Origin of the sequence: Streptomyces sp. 4F14, from assembly GCF_048159485.1 — a bacterium.
Classification (GTDB): domain Bacteria; phylum Actinomycetota; class Actinomycetes; order Streptomycetales; family Streptomycetaceae; genus Streptomyces.
Window position 1 is genome coordinate 393,503 of the sequence record NZ_JBLRVY010000001.1, and the last position, 16,641, is coordinate 410,143.

Annotated in this window: 13 protein-coding genes; 2 read left to right on the plus strand and 11 right to left on the minus strand. The window is 71.2% G+C overall.

Annotation, left to right across the window (positions count from 1 at the left end; translation table 11 throughout):
* Nucleotides 1-42 precede the first annotated feature (42 nt).
* A complete protein-coding gene (locus ACLZOT_RS01610) occupies nucleotides 43-1,767 on the minus strand; it encodes a GMC oxidoreductase (RefSeq protein ID WP_416966813.1) in 1,725 nt (574 codons plus the stop codon).
* 233 nt (nucleotides 1,768-2,000) lie between these two features.
* Between ACLZOT_RS01610 and ACLZOT_RS01615 the strand changes: the two genes are divergently transcribed.
* Complete coding sequence (locus tag ACLZOT_RS01615) at nucleotides 2,001-3,242, plus strand: PucR family transcriptional regulator (protein ID WP_416966814.1); 1,242 nt, start codon at nucleotides 2,001-2,003, stop codon at nucleotides 3,240-3,242.
* 144 nt (nucleotides 3,243-3,386) lie between these two features.
* Here the strand turns inward: ACLZOT_RS01615 and ACLZOT_RS01620 are convergent, their stop codons facing one another.
* A complete protein-coding gene (locus tag ACLZOT_RS01620) occupies nucleotides 3,387-4,430 on the minus strand; it encodes an agmatinase family protein (protein ID WP_416966815.1) in 1,044 nt (347 codons plus the stop codon).
* Nucleotides 4,431-4,504: 74 nt separating this feature from the next.
* On the opposite strand from ACLZOT_RS01620, the gene ACLZOT_RS01625 reads away from it, so the two are divergent.
* Complete coding sequence (locus tag ACLZOT_RS01625) at nucleotides 4,505-5,494, plus strand: Lrp/AsnC family transcriptional regulator (RefSeq protein WP_416966816.1); 990 nt, start codon at nucleotides 4,505-4,507, stop codon at nucleotides 5,492-5,494.
* Between the two features lie 25 nt (nucleotides 5,495-5,519).
* Here ACLZOT_RS01625 and ACLZOT_RS01630 read toward each other — a convergent pair whose 3' ends face one another.
* Genes ACLZOT_RS01630 through ACLZOT_RS01670 form a run of 9 tightly spaced genes read right to left on the minus strand, consistent with a single transcriptional unit; the run spans nucleotide 5,520 to nucleotide 16,638 of the window.
* The gene (locus tag ACLZOT_RS01630; protein WP_416966817.1) at nucleotides 5,520-6,974 is read right to left on the minus strand and encodes an APC family permease; all 1,455 of its coding nucleotides are present in this window, start codon (nucleotides 6,972-6,974) and stop codon (nucleotides 5,520-5,522) included.
* Nucleotides 6,971-8,365 (minus strand): 4-aminobutyrate--2-oxoglutarate transaminase, encoded by a 1,395-nt coding sequence (gene gabT / locus ACLZOT_RS01635; protein WP_416966818.1) that lies wholly within the window; start codon nucleotides 8,363-8,365, stop codon nucleotides 6,971-6,973. The genes ACLZOT_RS01630 and gabT overlap by 4 nt, the downstream gene beginning before the upstream one ends.
* Before the next feature lie 42 nt (nucleotides 8,366-8,407).
* Complete coding sequence (gene speB, locus ACLZOT_RS01640) at nucleotides 8,408-9,421, minus strand: agmatinase (protein WP_416966819.1); 1,014 nt, start codon at nucleotides 9,419-9,421, stop codon at nucleotides 8,408-8,410.
* A 27-nt stretch (nucleotides 9,422-9,448) separates the two neighbouring features.
* Nucleotides 9,449-10,942 (minus strand): aldehyde dehydrogenase family protein, encoded by a 1,494-nt coding sequence (locus tag ACLZOT_RS01645; RefSeq protein ID WP_416966820.1) that lies wholly within the window; start codon nucleotides 10,940-10,942, stop codon nucleotides 9,449-9,451.
* A gap of 40 nt (nucleotides 10,943-10,982) precedes the next feature.
* A complete protein-coding gene (locus ACLZOT_RS01650) occupies nucleotides 10,983-12,413 on the minus strand; it encodes an NAD-dependent succinate-semialdehyde dehydrogenase (protein ID WP_416966821.1) in 1,431 nt (476 codons plus the stop codon).
* On the minus strand, nucleotides 12,410-13,597 hold the full coding sequence (locus tag ACLZOT_RS01655) for a CaiB/BaiF CoA transferase family protein (RefSeq protein WP_416966822.1): 1,188 nt from the start codon (nucleotides 13,595-13,597) through the stop codon (nucleotides 12,410-12,412). The genes ACLZOT_RS01650 and ACLZOT_RS01655 overlap by 4 nt, the downstream gene beginning before the upstream one ends.
* Nucleotides 13,590-14,600, minus strand: coding sequence for a hypothetical protein (locus ACLZOT_RS01660; protein ID WP_416966823.1), 1,011 nt, complete (start codon nucleotides 14,598-14,600; stop codon nucleotides 13,590-13,592). The genes ACLZOT_RS01655 and ACLZOT_RS01660 overlap by 8 nt, the downstream gene beginning before the upstream one ends.
* Complete coding sequence (locus ACLZOT_RS01665) at nucleotides 14,597-15,421, minus strand: HpcH/HpaI aldolase/citrate lyase family protein (RefSeq protein ID WP_416966824.1); 825 nt, start codon at nucleotides 15,419-15,421, stop codon at nucleotides 14,597-14,599. The genes ACLZOT_RS01660 and ACLZOT_RS01665 overlap by 4 nt, the downstream gene beginning before the upstream one ends.
* On the minus strand, nucleotides 15,418-16,638 hold the full coding sequence (locus ACLZOT_RS01670) for a cytochrome P450 (RefSeq protein WP_416966825.1): 1,221 nt from the start codon (nucleotides 16,636-16,638) through the stop codon (nucleotides 15,418-15,420). Before ACLZOT_RS01670 ends, ACLZOT_RS01665 begins: the two co-directional genes overlap by 4 nt.
* Between the last annotated feature and the right edge of the window lie 3 nt (nucleotides 16,639-16,641).

Below are 16,641 nucleotides of genomic sequence, written 5' to 3' on the forward strand. Positions count from 1 at the left end.
GCCGTTGGGCCGTCCAGTCGGACGGGGTCACCTGCGCGGTCTCTAGCCCGTCGTCCCTATGCCGTGGCGGACCCCGACGATCGGCAGCCGCAGCGCGGCGGGGGCGTGCTCGGGCACGACGGGACGCCGGGGGCTGACGGGGCGCAGGCGGTGATAGGCCGAGCCCAGGTCCGGCCGCTGATCGGCTTCGCCCTTGTTGGGCCACAGAGCCATCGCCCGTTCGGCCTGGGCGGTGATGGTCAGTGACGGGTTGGCCCCGACGTTGGCCGAGATCGCCGAGCCGTCGACCACGTGCAGGCCGGGGTGGCCGTAGAGGCGGTGGTAGGGGTCGATGACCCCGGTGTCGGGCGAGTCGCCGATGGTGCAGCCCCCGATGAAGTGCGCGGTCGCCGGGGTGTTGGTGATGTCGCTGGCCGTGGCGGTGGCTGTGCCGCCGATCTTCTCGGCCACACGGCGGGCGACCTCGTTGCCCACGGGGATCCAGGTCGGGTTGGGCGGGTGGCCCTGGGAGGTGACCAGCTTGTGGCGCCCGAACCGGGTGTTCTTGCCGGAGACGGTGAGCGAGTTGTCCAGTGACTGCATCACCAGCAGCATGATCGTCTTCTCCGACCAGTGGCGTACCCACAGTGAGCCCAGGTGCCGCGGGTCGCGCGCGAGTTCCTGGACCCAGGTGACCCACCGTGGATGCGGCTTGTCGCCGTCGGTCAGGGCGGTCATCAGCAGGCCGAAGGCGTTGCTGCCCTTGGCGTAGCGGAACGGCTGGATGTGGGTGTGCTCGTCGGGGTGGATCGAGGAGGTGATCGCCACCCCTTGGCTGTAGTCGACGTCATTGCGCCTGGCCGTGGCGCCGAGGATCGCTTCGGAATTGGTCCGGGTCAGCAGGCCCAGCCGACGGGAGATCCGCGGTAGTACGCCTGTGTCGCGCATACGGTGCAGGAGCTTCTGGGTGTTGTAGGTGCCTGCGGAGAACACCACTTGTCCGGCGGTGAAGGTGCGCAGGTTCGCGCGGCGCCGGGGCGAGCGGCCGCTGCGTACGGTGTCCACCGCGTATCCTCCGCCGGCCAGCGGACGCACCGCGCGCACAGTGGTCAGCGGGTGGACCTCGGCACCATGGTGTTCCGCGAGGTACAGGTAGTTCTTGTCCAGGGTGTTCTTGGCGTTGTGCGCGCAGCCGGTCCAGCACGACCCGCAGCCGATGCAGGTGTTGCGGCTCGGACCGCTGCCGCCGAAGAACGGGTCCGCGACCTCGGTACCCGGTGCGGTGCCGGGACCGCCGAAGAGCACCCCTACCGGGACGGGGCGGAAGGTCTCCTCGACCCCCATGTCCTCGGCGACTTCTTTCAGGACCTTGTCGGCCTCGGTGACCAGCGGGTTGGTGGTCACGCCGAGCATGCGCTCGGCCTGGTCGTAGTACGGCGCCAGCTCACTCTGCCAGTCGGTGATGTGCGCCCACTGAGGGTCCCGGTAGAACGGGGCCGGCGCCTTGTAGAGGGTGTTGCCGTAGATCAGGGAGCCCCCACCCACGCCGGAGGCAGCCACGAGAAACACGTCCTTGAGCCAGTACATGCGCTGGAGCCCGTAGAGGCCCAGCCGGGGCGCCCACACGGAACTGCGGGCGTCCCAGGAGGTCTTGGGGATGTCGGCGGCTTCGAAGCGCCTTCCGGCCTCCAGCACCCCGACCCGGTAGCCCTTCTCGGTCAGCCGCAGCGCGGACACCGAGCCGCCGAAGCCGGAGCCGATGACCAGAACGTCGTAGTCGTATGCCATGTCGTTTCCTTCGTTTGCGCGACCCCTCGGGCTCTGGCGCGAGTGCGGCAGCGGCGGGGGCAGCCGCTTGTCTGTCTCCCTTTGTCCGCGCTGCGCCCGATGTGGCGTGTCGGCTCAAACCGTAAGTCGCGCCGATCGGCCCGAACAATGTGCAACTGCCCATTGCTGGCCGTTACTTATGTGCAATGGCCTATCTCTTGTCCCGCACTGTCACCGGCGCATAGCCTGCGGTCATGCAGACGACCGCCCCGGACGTGGCGATTCTGATCAGGCGGGTCGCCGAGCGATGTCTCACCGAGGTCGACGACATGCTCGCCGCCATGGACGCGGCGGTCTTCGAGGTCGTACCGGTCCTGGCCGAGGACCCCACTCTTGCCGCCGAGAGCCGGGCCAGCAGCCGGGCCAACGTGCTGCGCATACTGACGGTCCTGCAACGACGCCCCGGCGAACCGGTCCCTCGCGGCGCACCGCTGGAGACCCTCGACCTGGCCCGGACGCTGGTCCGCCGCGGCATCGAACTCGAAGTTCTCGTGCAGGCATACCGCTGCGCCCATGACGCGGCCTGGCGGTGGTGGATGGACGTCGTCGCTGCGACCGTGCAAGCACGCGACGACCTGGTCGCGGTGTTGCGGGAGTCCTCCGCCCTGTTGTCCGACTACATCAACAGCGCCCTCGTTGCCGCCATGACCCGCATGGAAGATGAACGGCAGGATCTGCTCTCAGGAGAGCTGGCCCGGCGGGCCGAAACCGTTCGCCTCGTGCTCGACGGCGCTCCCATCGGCGCCGACCGGGCCGGCCGGCGGCTCGACTACGACCTCGCCGCCCGGCACACCGCCATGGTGCTGTGGGCGGATCCGCCCGGCGAGGTTCACGGCATCCTTGAGCAGGCCGCCGGACTCCTGGCCGCGGCGGTCCACGCCCGCCGCCCTCTGACCCTCCCCGCGGGCACCTCCACCCTGTGGGCCTGGATCGCCACCCGCGACGCTCCGGACCGGGACGCGCTGCGCGAGGCCATGACCCAGGCCGCGCCGGGCGTCCGCGCCGTACTCGGCCCGTCCCGGGACGGGCTCGCCGGATTCCGGCGCAGTCACTCCGCGGCGCTCGCGGCCCAACGGCTCCTGGCCGACAACCCCGACGGAGACCGCCTCACCCTCTACCACGACGTGGAGGTCGTGGCTCTCGTCGGCCACAACATGCAACAGGCGCGCGAGTTCGTCACCTCGGCACTCGGACCACTGTGCGGAACCGACCCGGCGCTGGCGACCTTGCGCGCCACACTGCGCGTCTACCTCGACGAGGGCGGCAACGCGCCGCGAGCGGCCGAGCGGCTGCACACTCACCGCAACACCGTGCTCCAGCGCGTCGCCCGCGCCGAATCCCTGCTCGGCCACCGCCTCGCCGAGCGCCGGCTCGCCGTGTCTCTGGCCCTCGAACTCCTGCACCGCCTTGGCAACGGGGCACGGATGCCCCGCTAGGGCGCGCACGGAGTCGTGATCAATGGTGGAGGCCGGTGAGATGGCTGCCCGGGGCCTTGGCTGCCGCCTCCACCGGATCGCCCGCCAAACGCGTCGTGCCGGGCCGCTGAGACCAGTCCGAGGAGCTTCCTGGCCGACTCGGGGTCAGTGGCTGTGCCCGTGGACGCGGCCTTCGTCGATCTGGGCGAGCTGCTCGTCGGCTTCCCGGCCGTGGAGGAGGGGTTCGCGGCGGTCCCAGGTGGTGCCGTCGCGCTGGTCCCTGCGGCGGCGCGCGATCGCCGAGAGTGCTTCGAGGACGACCCTGTTGCCGAGCAGGGCGGTGACGTCGGCGTGGTCGAAGGGCGGTGAGACCTCTACGAGGTCGAGGCTGACCACGGGGAGTTCGTAGCACAGGCGGCGTACGGCGTCGAGGAGCTGGCGGGGGGTCAGGCCGCCGGGCTCGGGGGTGCCGGTGCCGGGTGCGGAGCCCGGGTCGACGACGTCGACGTCGACGGAGAGGAAGACGCCTTCGCAGTCGTCGAGGGCGATGCCGGCGGCCTCGGTGAGGCAGTCGTCGAGTCCCCGTTCGACGACCTCGGTCATCTCGAAGGAACGCAGCTTGTGCTGGGCCATCCAGGTCAGGACCGGCTCGTCGGGCCAGTAGCCGCGGAGTCCGATCTGGAGGAACCGGTCGCCGCGCAGAGCGCCGGACTCGATCAGCCGCCGCATCGGCGTGCCGTGGGCGACGAGGGACCCGAACTGGATGTCGGCGGTGTCCGCGTGGGCGTCGAAGTGGATCATCGACACCTTGCCGAAGCCGAAGTGCCTGGCGACGCCGGTGTGATCGGGCCAGGCGATGCTGTGATCGCCGCCCAGCACGATGGGGACGGCTCCCGAGGAGGCGATCCTGAACACGGCCTCCTCGACTCCCTTGACCGACCGGGCCATGTCGCCGCTGTAGACGGCGAGCGCGTCGACCCGGAGAGCGAGGCTGGGGCGCGAACCGTCCTGGGGGAGATAACACGCCTGGCGGACGGCCGAGGGGCCGAAGCGGGAGCCGGAACGGTACGAGGTTCCGCCGTCCACGGGAGCGCCGAGGATGACGACGTCCGCATCGGCGTACGTGGCCGGGTCGTCCAGGTCGAAGGCGGGGTGGGCACGGGTACGCCTCTCGGGTGAGTGGGGGCGTGAATATCTCTTGCTGAACATCAAATTGTGCAAATATTTCTCGCCCAATGGCTATGATTGCGAAAACTCAAAGCATCCGGAGGGGGAGGGACCCGTTGGATACGTCACGCCAGTCCGCAGCCAAGGCGCCGAAGGGGAACGAGCCCCCGGCGGGGGGACTCGACGCCGTCGACCATCAGCTCGTGAAGCTGCTCGTCGCGGACGGCCGAGCGGGTTACGCCGAGCTCGGCGCCGGTGTCGAGCTGTCGGGGGACGCGGTACGGGAACGGCTGAAGCGCCTGATCTCCGACGATGTGATCAAGGTGATCGGCAGTGTCTCGCCGGCCACGGCGGGACTGGACAGTTTCGCGCTGGTCGGCATCAGCGTGCGGGGGCCCGTCCTGCCGGTGGCACTGGCGCTGGCGGAACTGCCGGAGGCCGACCTCGTGGTGCAGACGACCGGCATGTTCGACATCATCGTCGAACTCGTATGCCGCGACGACCGCGAACTGCTGCGGGTCCTCGACGAGTCGGTGCGCTCGATTCCCGGCGTGCTCACCTGCCTGGCCATGCAGTACCTCTCGGTGGAGAAGTACGCGCCGGAAGGCTCCCAGCAGCTCCTGGTCGGCGGCGGCCTCTCCGGCGGCTCGGGAGCCTGGGAGGATCTCGACGACGCCGACCGCGCGCTGGTCGCCGTGCTCCAGCAGGACGGTCGCGCGTCCTTCAAGGAGCTGGCGGAACAGTCCGGGGTGCCGTACGCCAGCGCACGCCGCCGGGCGCTGCGCCTCCTCGAACGGGGCGTGGTGAGGATCGTGACGATCACCAATCAGCTGGTGTACGGCCGGCGTGTCCAGGCAGGGGTGGGCCTGCGGGTCCAGGGGCCGGTCCCCGACGTGGTGCGGACCCTGCGGGACATCGACGAGGTGGAAGTGGCGGCTGCCACCACCGGGCCGTACGACCTGTTGCTGGAGGTCAGCTGCGCGAGCCGGGCGGACCTGTACCACCTGACCGGGACGGTGCTCCGCCGGATCCCGGGAGTCATGTCGACGGAGACGTTCAGCTACATCGACATACACAAGCTGCCGTACACCTGGACTGCTCTGTGACGGATCCCGGGGACGAGTCCGGTGCTCAGAACCCGCCCTGTGGGTCCTGGGGTGTCGAGAGGCGCGCGACCTTCCCTCGCACCCGGGACCACAGCACGAGACCGAGGAGCGCGACGAAGGCCATGGCCAGCAGCACCGCGTAGTTCTCGTACCACGGCAGGTGCGGCGACCTCGGCCAGACGATGTTGACCAGTTCGAAGACGACCCAGACCGCCGCCACGACGGTGACCGGATATCCCCACCGCCCCAGGGTCACGGGGCCGGAGACCCAGCGTCCGCGTACCCGGTGCACCAGGAGGGCGACCACGGGCATGGCGAAGGCGATAAAGAAACCGCCGGTCGAGAAGCTGACCAGGGTGTTGTAGAACCTGGCGGACACCCCGGCGCACAGGACGGCCACGGAGACCGCGCCGGCCGTCAGGACCGCGGTCAGGGGGTACTGACCGCGGCGGGTCAGTGCGGCCAGCCGTCCGGAGGCGGGCAGGACCTCGTCGCGGGCGAAGGACCAGATGATCCGCGAGGCACTTGTCTGGGCGGCCAGCGCACTCGCGATGAACCCGATCACGATGAGCACGAACAGGGGCTTGGTGACGCCGCTTCCCATGGCGGCCTGAGCGGTCTCCGCGGTGGGGTCCTGCACCGTCCCCGCGACGACGGCCCGCATGTCCGGAACGGCCAGGACGAGGGCCAGCCCGGAGAAGAGCACGACGGCACCGATGGCCACGAGGGACGCCACGATCGCCTTGGGGACGTTCCGCCTGGCGTCGACGACCTCTTCGGCGATGGCCCCGGCGCTCTCGAATCCCACGAAGGCCCAGCCGACGAAACCGACGGCCGCGAACAACCCGGTCCAGACCCAGTTCCCCCCGTCTGCCGCCGCCGTCCCCGCCGTGTCGAAGACGACGCTCCAGGGCTGGTTGCGGTGGCCGATCAGCAGGATCGCGCCGAGCACGACGCTGCCGACGACCTCGGCGGTCAGGCTGAGCACCGCGAAAGCCTTGACGGCCTTCGGTCCGGCCGCGTTCAGGCCGGTGACCACAGCGGTGACCGCGATCGCGACGAGGACCTTCGTGGTGCTCCCGAAGGGGTCGGTGCCCAGGATGACCGGCAGGAAGGAGGCGACGTAGTAGGAGCCTCCGGCGACGGCGACCATGAGCGACCACATGTAGGCCCAGCCCGCGAACCAGCCGTAGTGCTCGCCCGCGAGGAGCCGCGACCACTGGTAGACGCTGCCTTCCAGCGGCCACCGGGAGGCGAGCTGGGCGAAGACGCCGGCCACGAAGAGCTGGCCCACCAGCACGATCGGGAAGGCCCACCAGCCGGCCGGGCCGGCCGACATCAGGACCAGTGCGAACACCCCGTAGATCGCGACGATCGGCGAGATGAAGACGAACGCGATCGTGAAGGCGCTGCGCAGGGTGAACTCCTTCTTGAGTTCTCCGGCGGTGTGCTCCGGCACCCGCATCTGCTCGGTCGTCATGACGCCTCCCGCCGAGGCGAGGTCTCGCCCGTCCCGCAGCCCAGTTGCTCCAGCGCCTCCTGGAGGAGGTCGAGGCTCTCGTCGAGCAGGTCGTCCCCGATGACCAGCGGCGGCAGGAAGCGGATCACGTTGCCGTAGGTGCCGGTCACGAGGAGCAGCACCCCCTTCTGGAGGCACGCCGCCGAGAGGGCGGACGCCGCTCGCGGGTCCGGCTCCTTCGTCTCGCGGTCCTTGACGAGTTCGACGGCGATCATCGCGCCGCGCCCGCGTACGTCGCCGATGACGTCGAACTTGTCGGCCAGGGCGAGCAGTCGGGCCTTCAGCGTCGTCTCGATGGCCTTGGCCCTGGTGTTCAGGTCCAGTTCCTTCATCGTCTCGATCGCTCCGAGTGCGCCCGCGCAGGCGACGGGGTTGCCGCCGTAGGTGCCGCCGAGCCCGCCCGCGTGGGCGGCGTCCATGATCTCGGCGCGGCCGGTGACGGCGGCGAGCGGCAGTCCGCCCGCGATGCCCTTCGCGGTGGTGATCAGGTCGGGGACGATGCCCTCGTCCTCGCAGGCGAACCACTGGCCGGTGCGGCAGAACCCGGACTGGATCTCGTCGGCGACGAAGACGATCCCGTGGTCGGTCGCGAATCGGCGGATCGCCGGCAGGAAGCCCTTCGCCGGTTCGATGACACCCCCTTCGCCGAGGACGGGTTCGATGATGATCGCGGCGACGTTGTCGGCGCCGACCTGCTTGGAGATCTGGTCGATGGCCTGCGCGGCGGCCTCGGGGCCCGCGTTCTGGGGGCCGGTGGGCCAGCGGTAGCCGTACGCGACGGGCACCCGGTAGACCTCGGGCGCGAAGGGCCCGAAACCGTGCTTGTAGGGCATGTTCTTGGCCGTCAGGGCCATCGTCAGGTTGGTCCGGCCGTGGTAGCCGTGGTCGAAGACGACGACCGCCTGCCGCTTCGTGTACGCCCGCGCGATCTTGACGGCGTTCTCGACCGCCTCCGCGCCCGAGTTGAACAGCGCGCTCTTCTTCGCGTGCTCCCCCGGCGTCAGCTCCGCGAGCGCCTCCGCGACCTCGACGTACCCCTCGTACGGCGTGACGCTGAACGCGGTGTGGGTGAAAGAGGACGCCTGTGCGGTGAGACGCCGCACCACGGCCTGCGCCGCGTTGCCCACGACCGTGACACCGAGTCCGGAGCCGAGGTCGATCAGGCGGTTGCCGTCGACGTCCTCGACGATCCCGCCGCCCGCGCGCGCCGCGAACACGGGCAGGGCTGTCGCCACGCCGTCCGCCACGGTGTTCTTCTTGCGCGCCATCAGTTTTCGCGACCTCGGACCGGGGAGCGCGGTGACGAGCCGGCGCTCCTGAGGAACAGCCGAAGCTCCGGACAATACGGTCATGTAGGGACTCCTGGAGAAGTGTGTCGCTGGTGGTGGGAACGGTCAGGCGCCGCGTGTGCTCCCCGGCATGCGGGCGGGGTCGCTCCGCGGTGCCCAGGCGGACAGCAGCTCGTAGCCGACGTGGGCAGCCGCGACGCCGGTGATCTCGGCGTGGTCGTAGGCGGGGGAGACCTCCACGATGTCCGCGCCCACCACGTTCAGGCCGCGGGTGGCCCGCAGCATCATGAGCAGCTCGCGCGAGGTCAGGCCGCCGGACTCCGGGGTGCCGGTGCCGGGTGCGAACGCCGGGTCGAGGACGTCGATGTCCACCGAGACGTACACCGGACGGTCGCCGAGGCGGGCGTGGACGCGCTCGACGGTGCCCCGTACGCCGATGTCCTCGATCTCTTCGCAGCGCACGGGGACGAACCCGAGTGCGCGGTCGTGGTCCATGTCGCCGGGGCCGTAGAGGCCGCCGCGGATCCCGACGTGCATGCACCCCTCGGGGTCGAGCAGTCCTTCTTCGGCGGCCCGGCGGAAGGGGGTGCCGTGCAGGTAGGGGCTGTTGAAGTAGGTGTCCCAGGTGTCGAGGTGCGCGTCGAAGTGGAGGACGGACACGGGGCCGTGCCGTGCGTGCAGGGCGCGCAGGACGGGAAGCGCGATGGTGTGGTCGCCGCCGAGGACGAGGATCTTGCCGGCGCGTTCCAGGACACCGCGGGCGCCGTGCTCGACGGCGGTGACGGCGGCGGGAATGTCGTAGGGGTGGGCGGTGATGTCTCCGAGGTCGGCGACCTGCTGGCCCAGGAAGGGCCAGGCGTCGGCCTCCGGGTTGTAGGGGCGCAGGAGGCGGGAGGCGAGACGGATGTGCTGGGGGCCGAAGCGGGCGCCGGGCCGGTAACTGACACCCGCGTCGAAGGGGACGCCCACGACGGCGACGTCCAGGTCTCCTGTCTCGTACGGGCGGGGGAGGGAGGCGAACGTGGTGGGTCCGGCGAAGCGGGGGACCTGGGTGAAGTCGACCTGGCCGACGACGTCGTCGAGACGGGCCCGGGGCTGGGGCGGGAGCGGGGTTCCCATGGTGGTGCCTTTCCTGAACGGCCGGTGCTACAGGCCGATGACCGTGGTCTTGAGCTCGGTGTAGTGCTCGACGGCGGCCGAGCCGAGTTCGCGGCCGAACCCGGACGCCTTCACGCCGCCGAACGGCAGGGTGGGGTGGAAGACGCCGTAGGTGTTGACCCAGACGGTGCCTGCGCGAAGGCGCCGCGAGACGCGGTGGACGCGGGAGGCGTCGGTGCTCCACACCGCCGAGGCGAGACCGTAGGGAGAGCTGTTGGCGAGGCGGACGGCGTCGTCCTCGTCGTCGAAGGGCAGGACGGTCAGGACCGGTCCGAAGACCTCTTCCCGCTCGATGCTCTGGCCGGGACGTACGCGGGTGACGACGGTCGGGGGGACGAAGTAGCCGTCCCGGCCGGGCGCCGGTGCGGTGGTCCGCACGTCGGCTCCGTCGGCGGCGGCTCGCTCGACCAGCGCGGTGACGCGGTCGCGCTGGTCGCGGGAGATGAGCGGACCCAGCGTGGTGGCGGGGTCCAGCCCGTGTCCGATGACCAGGTCGCGGGTGCGGTCGAGCAGTTCGGTGACGAACTCGTCGTGCAGGCGCCGGTCGACGAGCAGGCGGCTGCCGGCGACGCACACCTGTCCGGTGTTCGTCCAGATCCCCGCCATCACGCCGTCGACGGCGGCGGGGATGTCCGCGTCGGCGAAGACCAACTGAGGGCTCTTGCCGCCGAGTTCGAGACTGACCCTGGTCAGAGTCCCGGCGGCTGCGCGCATCACGGCCTGTCCGGTGCGCGTGGAGCCGGTGAACGCGATCTTGTCGATGCCGGGGGAGGCCGCGAGCGCGGCGCCGGTGGCGCCCGCACCCGGCACGACGTTGACCACGCCGTCCGGGATGCCGGCCGCCGCGCACAGTTCGGTGAGATACGCCGTGGACAGGACGGTCTGCTCCGACGGCTTGGCGACGAAGGTGTTGCCGAAGGCCAGCGCCGGGGCCAGCTTGTACATCAGGATGGGGAGCGGGTAGTTCCACGGCGTGATCGCCGCGCACACCCCGATCGGCTCGCGGGTGGCGGTGGCGAGGAAGCAGCGCGGTGCGGGAATGACGGAGCCTTCGGCCTTGGTGGCCCAGCCGGCGTAGTAGCGCAGCACGGCCACGGCTTCGGCGATGTCCAGACGGGCCTCGGCCAGGGGTTTGCCGGTGTCGAGTGCCTCCACCTGCGCGATGGTCCCGGCGTCGGCCTCCAGCAGGTCGGCCAGGTGACGCAGTCTCTCCTCGCGTGCTTCCGGGTCGAGTTCGCTCCAGCGGCCGTCGTCGAAGGCCGTACGGGCGGCTGCCACCGCGTCGGCGACGTCCTCGGCGGAGGACGCCGCGTACGTGGTGAGGGTCTGGCCGGTGCCGGGGTCGACCACGTCGATGACGGTGTCGGAGCGGGGGGTGCGCCAGGTGCCGCCGATGTAGGGGGAGAGCGGGGGTTCGTCGAGCCAGTCGAGTGTGCCGGGGAGCAGCAGGCCGCGGACCTCGGGGGCCAGTTGTACGGTCATGGGGAGCTCGTCTCTGTGCGGCCGGTGCGCGCGGGAGGGGTCACCACTGGGTGGCGATGTACTTGGGTTCGAGGAACTCGTGCAGGCCGTGGCGTCCGCCTTCACGGCCGATGCCGCTCTGCTTGATCCCGCCGAACGGTGCCGCCGGGTCGGAGAAGACCCCCGTGTTCAGGCCGACCATGCCGGCCTCCAACCGCTCGGCCATGCGCAGACCGCGCCGCAGGTCCCGGGTGTAGAGGTAGGAGCCCAGACCCATGTCGGTGCTGTTGGCCATCGCGATGGCCTCGTCGTCGGAGCCGAAGGTGACCACCGGCGCGACGGGGCCGAACAGTTCGTGGTCCAGGACCGGCGCGGTGGGCGGGACGTCGTCGATCAGGGTCGGCGCGAAGTAGTAGCCGGGGCCGTCGAGGGGGCCGCCGCCGAGGACGACCCGGCCGCCGGAGGCGACCGCCTCGGCGACGGCCTCGGTCAGCGTGTCGCGGGCCGACGCGGACGCCATCGGGCCGACCTGTACCGACGGCACGGTGCCGGGGCCGACTTCGAGCGCGGCGAGGCCCTTGGCGAGGCGGGAGACGAACTCGTCGTGCACGGAGGCGTGGACGTAGAACCGGTTGGCGGCGGTGCACGCCTCGGCGTTGTGCCGCATCTTCGCCACGAGCGCGCCGGAGACGGCCGCGTCCAGGTCCGCGTCGGCGCAGACGACGAAGGGGGCGTTGCCGCCGAGTTCCATGGACGTCTTCAGCACGCGCCGCGCCGCCTGGCCGAGCAGGGCGCTGCCCACGTGGGTCGAGCCGGTGAAGGACAAGGCGCGTACGGGGCCGCGTGCGACGAGTTCGGCGGTGACGGCGATGTCGCGCGTGGTGGGGACGATGTTGACGACTCCGGCCGGAACTCCTGCCTCGGTGAGCAGGCGGGCCAGGAACAGCGCGGTCAGCGGGGTCTGGTGGGAGGGTTTGACGACGACCGTGCACCCTGCCGCCAGCGCCGGTGCGACCTTCCGCGTGATCATGGCGGCGGGAAGGTTCCACGGCGTCAGGAGCAGGCTGACCCCGACGGGCTGGGAGATCTCGATGATCCGTTTGTCGCCGGAGGGGGAGACACCGAGGTGGCCGGGGATGCGGACGGCCTCCTCGCTGTACCAGCGGAAGAACTCGGCCGCGTAGGAGACTTCCGCCTCGGCGTCGGCGCGGGCCTTGCCGTTCTCGGCTGTGATCAGGGCCGCGAGTTCGTCCCTCGCGGCGATGGTGAGGTCGAAGGCGCGGCGCAGGATCTCGGCCCGCTCCCGGGGAGGACGCCGACCCCATGCGGGCAGGGCGGTGGCGGCTGCCGCGGCGGCGTCCTTGCCGTCGTCCACCGTGGCGTCCGCCACCGTGGCGATCACCTGCTCCGTCGCGGGATCGGTGACGGGGAACGTGCCGCCGTCCCCGGCCGGACGCCAGGTTCCGTCGATGAACAGGCTGGTGGGGATCACTGGGGCACCTCGGTGGTGTGCGGGGCGCGGAACTCGTCGTTGTCGGCGCCGAGCCGGGGAACGGGACCGGGCCGCGCGCCCCGGCCGTCGAACAGCAGCGGCAGGCGCGGCAGGCTGAGCACGGTGCCGTCGGCACGCCGGGCCCGCTCGTCGTCGATCGGCGCGAACAGGCCGCGGTGGGCGAGCTGGCCGCAGGACCGGACATCGGCGATCGTCTGCACGAGTCCGGCCGGCTGCCCTGCGGCGCGCAGCGCGGCGACCGCCTCGTGACGGTCCTTGTCCTCGGCCCACTCCTCCAGCAGCGGGACGATCCGCCGCGCCATGTGCTCGGCGCGCTTGAGGGTGGTGTCCAGCTCAGGGTCGCTCTCCAGCTCCGGACGGCCGAGCGCGGCGCAGCAGCGGCGCCACATCTCCTCGGTGGGGATCACGATGGACACCCAGCCGCCGTCCCCGGCACGGAACGCGCCGACCGGGCTGAAGCGGTCGATACCCCGGGTGGGGATCTCGCCGGTGTACTCGTGCAGGGTCAGCGGGCGTTCGAGGAAGGCCGCGCCGATGTCGTACATGGCGGCGTCGACGTGGGAGCCCTCGCCGGTGGCGGCCCTCCCCACGAGCGCGGTGAGGATGCCGATGGTGGCGTAGACCCCGGCCATCAGGTCCATGGTCCCCATGGGCGCCAGGCCGGGAGGACCGTCCTGTTCGCCGATCAGGCTGGACAGGCCGCTCATGCCCTGGATGACGGAGTCGAACGCGGGCCACTTCGCGTAGGGGCCGCCGCTCGTCCCGAAGCCGGAGATCTCGCAGATCACCAGGCGGGGGAAACGCCGGCGCAGGTCCTCGGGGGCGAGTCCCTGTCGTTCCAGCGAGCCGGGACGCAGGTTGCTGACCAGGACGTCGGCCGTCGCGAGGAGGTCCTCGAAGGCCCGGCGGCCGTCGTCGGCGGACAGATCCAGTTCGACGGACTTCTTGCCGCGGTTGTAGGAGGCGAAGCCGCCGCTGATGTAGTCGTCGTCGGGGCCGGCCTTGGGGTCGTACCAGCGGCGCGGGTCACCGGTGACGGGACGTTCCACCTTGACGACCTCGGCGCCCGCGTCGGCGAGCAGCTGCGTGCAGTAGGGAGCGGCGATGTACTGCTCCAGCGAGACGACACGGATGCCGTCGAGGAGTTCCAGGCCGTCAGCCATGGTCTTCTCCGATCGTTCCGGCAACGAGTGCCACGGGACGGAAGTCGAGGACGTCGGCCGGGTCGCTGCCCGGCCTGAGGACCTGTGCGCGGATGCGGAAGGCCGCCAGCGCGCCACCGTCGACCGGCAGCAGTTCCTCACAGGTGATGCGGAAGGAGAGCAGGTCGTCCTCGAAGGACGGGGCGAGGTGGTCGCACGAGCGCCAGCCGACGACGGCGGCCAGACCGGGGACGAGCCGGGACAGCGACGCCTGCGCCAGCGCGACCACGTGCCCGCCGTAGACCAGGCGACGTCCCCGCTGCCCGCGTGCGGGATCGCGGTGGGCGGCGGCCTGGTTCTGGGTGAGGCGCACCAGATCCAGGGCGCCGCTGACGCTGTCGCGCAACGGGTCCTCGGACTCCCGGCCGGGCGTGGGCAGCGGGGCGGTGGACAGCCGGGGGAGGTCCCAGTCCGGCGGTACGGCCGCCAGCAGGTCCCCCAGAGCGCGGCTGGAGTCGGCGCGGCCGATGTCACCGGCCTCCACCAGACCGTCCTGGTTCCGTACGGGGAGCAGCGCCAGCCGCTCCAGCGAGGCCACCCGCTCGCCGTGCTCGTCACACGTCTCGATCGACAGCAGCACCTTCGCCCGGCGGCCCGCGCCGTTGTCGCGGGTGAAGGCGCGGGCGACCGGCGTGACCGTCGAGGTCAGCGTCGTACCCACCGGGATCTGCCGGTGCAGGGTCACGTCACGGTAGAAGAGGTTCGCGATCACGATCCTGGTGGCGACCGTGGACTGGCCGATGGCGACCTGGAGCGCGAGAGCGGAATTCACCACCCGGGCCGCCCCGCCGGTGACGGCGCGCGACAGGGGCAGGCTCAGCGCCAGCCGCGCGGGATCACCGCTGATCGCCTGGTACTGGGCGGCCAGCCCCTCGTCGAGCGTGATCGCGGGAGCGGGAGGCAGCGGCCGGCCGATCGTGAAGTCGTCGCCGTACGGCCCGTCGGGGGAGGGGATCTGGTTCATGAGCCGGCCTCCGCGAGGATGCGCTGGGCGCGGTCGACGACCGGCCGGTCGACCATCGCCCCGTCCACGGTGATCGCGCCGCTGTCCGGCGTCCGCCGTACGGCCTCGGCCACCCGGTGCGCCCAGGCGGTCATGTCCGCGGTGGGCCCGAACGCGGCGGCGACGGCGGCGAGTTGAGCCGGATGGATGCACAGCTTCCCCGTGAAACCCATTACGGCCGCTCGTGCGCAGTCGGCGCGCAGCAGCTCGGCGTCGTCGACCGCCGCAGTGGGGCCGGCGAACGAGGGGAGGGCCGCTCCGGCGGCGGCGTTCACGATGCGGGCCTGCGCCCACGACGTGTCCCGGGCGTGCAGGCCCCCGCTGCGGGCCAGCTCGGCGCGGTAGTCCAGTTCACCGAACATCAGCGCACGTACCGCCGGGTGGGCCGCGACGGACCAGGCGTGCTCGACGCCCTCGGCGGTCTCGACCAGCGCGACCAGCGGGAGCGCGCACCGGCCGGCGAGGTGGTCCACGGCCTGCGGCGTCGCCTTGGGGAGCACCAGCGTGTCGATGTGCTCCGCCACCTCCTCGACCGCCGCCAGGTCGGCGTCCAGGTGAGGGGAGTCGGCGGCGTTGACGCGCAGCCACAGTCCGCGCGGCGCGGCGGCGAGTTCCTCCGCGCACTTGGCGAACAGGTCCCGGGCGGTCGCCTTGCCCGGCTCCGCGACCCCGTCTTCGAGGTCGACCATCAGCGCGGACGCCGTCGACCGGCGAGCCTTGGCGAGGAACCGTTCGGAGGACGCGGGAACGGCCAGCACGGTACGGGTGAAGGGAGTCGTCATGCCGGGGTGTACCTCACGGGGAGAGAGGCCAGTCCGTTGACGAAGTTGGAGTGCAACGGCTCGGGCTCGCCGCTGACCTCGATGTCGGGAAGCCGCGCGAACAGTTCCTCGAAGAAGACGGTGATCTCCTTGCGGGCCAGCACCGCCCCCAGGCAGAAGTGCGGGCCGCCGCCTCCGAAGCCGAGATGCTGCTCCTCCGGCCGGAAGAAGTCGAGGTCTTCCGCCCGTGCGAAGACGCGCTCGTCACGGTTGGCGGACGCGTACCACAGGACGACCTTGTCGCCCTGCGCGATCGGCTGGCCGGCGATCTCGGTGTCACGGGTGGCGGTACGACGGAAGTAGCGCACCGGGGTCACCCAGCGGACGAGTTCCTCGACCGCGCGCGGCGCGAGCCGCTGGAAGTCGCCCTGCCACCGGCGGCGCTGATCGGGGTGGCGGGACAGCGCGTACATCCCCTGGCCGATGCTGGTCGCGGTGGTCTCGATGCCGGCGGTCGCCAGCAGCGCGAAGAAGACGGCGATCTCGTGATCGCTCATGTGCTCGCCGTCGACCTGCGCGCTCAGCAGCCTGCGCAGGAACGACGCGGAGTCCGAGACCTGCTCACGGGCCCGTGCGACCAGGCCCTCGGCGTACGCGATGATCTCCAGCATCGCGTCGTACGCCTCGGCGGTGCCGTACGCGGACAAGGCGGTCGCGGTGAGCTCGACGAGCCGGGCACGGTCCGCCACGGGGACGCCGAGCAGTTCGCAGATGACCTGCGCGGGGAAGTCACCGACCATGTCCCGCATGAAGTCGCACCCGCCTCGGGCGGCGACGCGGTCGATACAGCGCCGGGCGTGCTCGCGGATGGTGCCGCCGAGTGCTTCCACGGTGCGCGGGGTGAGGACGCGGTTGACGATGGCCCGGTGGTGGGCGTGGGCGTCGCCGCTCATGTTGAGCATCCCGCCGAAGATGTGGACCATCTCCGGGGTCATGTCGACGATCTCGGTGCCGTGCTCGGAGGTGAAGGTGTCCTGGTCGCGGCTGACCCGGACCACGTCCTCGTAGCGCACGACCGACCAGAATCCGCGCCCTCCCTCGGGGAACCAGGCGGACGGGGGTTCGTCGTGCCAGTGCACGGCCTTCTCGCGGCGCATCTCGGCGAACGCGGTCTGCGGGTCCTTGCGCAGCCAGAACTCCGGCAGGGCCGGGTTGCGGGTCAGCGTGGTGTCGTTCATGGG